Source organism: Bacteroidales bacterium (genome assembly GCA_014860585.1).
Taxonomy (GTDB): Bacteria; Bacteroidota; Bacteroidia; order Bacteroidales; family 4484-276; genus RZYY01.
In genome coordinates, this window is the sequence record JACZJL010000009.1 from 1 (window position 1) to 3,051 (window position 3,051).

Below are 3,051 nucleotides of genomic sequence, written 5' to 3' on the forward strand. Positions count from 1 at the left end.
AATATCCAGAATGCCAGGGGTGTAAGTTGTGCTCAAACTCCCGGGATGACTGAAAATTCCATCTCCTTCCGTTTCCCAGAGAACACTTTCATCATTTTCTGCAGTGGCAGATAAACTCACTGTTTGCGACTCGCAAACCGAAATATCCTCTCCGGCAGAAACAGTTGCATTGGGCAGGAATGTCAGGGTAAAACAATGTTCGTCATCAGCGCAGAGACTCAGGGCAAAAGCTTTAAGGCACAGCTCAGCTAAACCGTTAATAACATCCATCTCTCCCGGGTGGTAGGTTGTGTTCAGTTGATCCTGAGCATCAAAATATCCATCACCGCTTGTTGACCAGAAAAGTTGTTGGTAATTCACCGCAAAAGCCTCATTTGTCTGGAAAAGCTCACCAGCACAGATCTCAGCAGGATCACCAGAAAAAACAATTGGTTCACGGGTGATGTCAATCAATACCTGATCGCTAACCGGCGGGCAAAGGTTGCTGTAAGCTGTCAGAGTAAGGGTTACTTCCCCATTAATTTTATCCTGAGGGCCAAAGTAATAGTAGGGGGAGGGAACAGTATCAAAGATAAAAAATCCATCACCCGAAGTAGTCCACAACATAGACGATTGTCCTGAAGCAGAATTAGACAGCACAACATACAATTCTGATTCACAAATTGTCTGATCGACCCCGGCATTTACCTGTGGCGGCTGATGCAGGGTTAATGTAAGACTATCAGTATAATCTAAACAATCGAGGAATGCAAAAGCTGTCAAAGAAAGATTCACATAACCATTGGCAACATCTTCTGTACCTGGCTCGTAAATCGTTTCCAAAGTCGTAGCGTCTTCAAAACTACCATCTCCGGAAGTTTGCCACAATACAGAAGCGGCATATTCAACAAAACCATCGACCGGCACTCCACCTGCTGAGCAGGCTGTGATGTCCTCACCTGCATTTGCAATAGCATCAAGACAGCCATCGTAAAATTTTACTTCTACCTCATCATCAACAAAAACAGAACAGGGACTGATTGGAGAACAAATTACCTTAAGGATAACAAAATCTAAATATATATCATTGTAACTTGGCTCATAGGTAGTATTAATAATTGTATCGTTAGTAAAATAACCCATTCCGTTGGTGGTTATCCATTGAATCGCGCTGTAATTTTTTGCCCATGCATTAGCTAACGGATAGGAACCGAATGGAACTGTAGCATCTTCACCGGCATAAACTGATGGAGGTTGCTGTATGAATAATGTGAGGCAATCTTCGGAATCAAGACAGTCATGGGTGCCAAAGGCTGTCAGGCAGAGGTTCACAGTACCATTGAACAGGTCGTTTGAACCTGGTGTGTAAATGGGGTCAATCTTCGAAATATCATCGAACGTCCCGTCTCCGGATGTGCTCCATGTTAAGGTATCACTGAAAAATACTGAAGCACCAACTAAATGAAGATTGTCGCCTGCACATACAGTAGTGTCCTCCCCGGCATTGGCAATAGCGTCCAAACAGGGGTATTCAATGGTCAAATGGATCTCATCCGAAACCGAAACCTGGCAGGGATTAGAAGGAAGTGCCGTAAGGGTAAGCACAACCCACTTATTGATCCTATCTTGCAGGCTTGTATGATAAAAAGTAGATAAGGCGGTGTTATCATCAAAATGGCCTGTTCCCGAGGTGTTCCAGATCACGGCAGAATAATTATCAGCTGTAGCAGAAATTGTAGAATAACTTTCTGTTTTAAAGAGCGTTGCATCCTCTCCGGCATATGCTTCGGGCAATGGTACAATGGAAACCTGCAGGCAATCGGTTTCATTTCCACATGGACTAACGCCATTAACCGTAACACATAAATTGACAATCCCTGATTCAATGTCCATAACACCAGGTATGTATTGCGACGCAAGTACATCATTACCGATAAAAACGCCATCACCGGAGGTACTCCACAATAAGCCTGCATAATTTGCTGCAGAAGCATTAAGATTCACCACATCAGTTGAGCAAATCACAAGGTCAACTCCAGCTTCAACCACTGGTAAATGTTGAATTGTCAACAACATACAATCAGTTGTTGCCTGGCAACCCTCCAGTCCTTCAGCATTGAGACAAAGTTGGACAGTTCCCATTAAGACATCAGTTGGTCCAGGTGTATACAGAACATTTAACAGGGTGAAATCATCAAAATACCCATCACCATAGGTGACCCATTGCAGCAGGCTATAATTCTCAGCATTACCTGAAAGTAAAATATTTTGTCCCTCGCAAATGATAGCATCATCACCTGCATTAGCTATAGGAATTTCCTGGAATAAAACTTCAAGGCAATCTTCTGCTGGTTGGCAACCATACAACCCACTAGCCTTAATGCAAAGCACGACATTCCCTGAGTTTAAATCTCCGGGACCAGGATGATAAACTGTGCCTAATGATTGCGGATCTTCAAACCAACCATCACCATTCGACTCCCATGTAATGGCTGAATAATCAGATGCTGTGCCGCTGAGTGAAATAAAATCATCAGACTTACAAACCAGAACATCTTCACCGGCAAAAGCAACAGGTAAAGTTTGAATATTGATCAACACCTGATCTTCTGTTGCATTGCAAATACTTATCGGAGCAGCAGTTATCGTCAGGTTTAACTGTCCGCCGGCAATATCTCCCTCACCGGGATAATAAACAGGATCAAGGGTCGTGGCATCGGAGAATGTCCCGTCGCCATCGGTTGTCCAATGAATTGATGAGTTATTCCCGGCTGTTGCCATTAAACTGACAACATCCGTTTCGCAGATCGTCTGGTTAGCTCCGGCATCAACGGTTGGAGATTTTTCAATGGCTACCGACAATGCTGAAGTTGCATTATTACAACCATTCCCAGAAAAAGCTGTTATTGAAAGAATAACCTCTCCGGCAGCAATATCCAGAATGCCAGGGGTGTAAGTTGTGCTCAAACTCCCGGGATGACTGAAAATTCCATCTCCTTCCGTTTCCCAGAGAACACTTTCATCATTTTCTGCAGTGGCAGATAAACTCACTGTTTGCGACTCGCAAACCGA

At 43.8% G+C, this 3,051-nt stretch carries 1 protein-coding gene; it reads right to left on the minus strand.

Features of this window, described 5'->3' with window-relative positions:
• The coding region (locus IH598_00975; GenBank protein ID MBE0637075.1) for a hypothetical protein at nucleotides 1-3,051 on the minus strand (3,051 nt) is incomplete at both ends.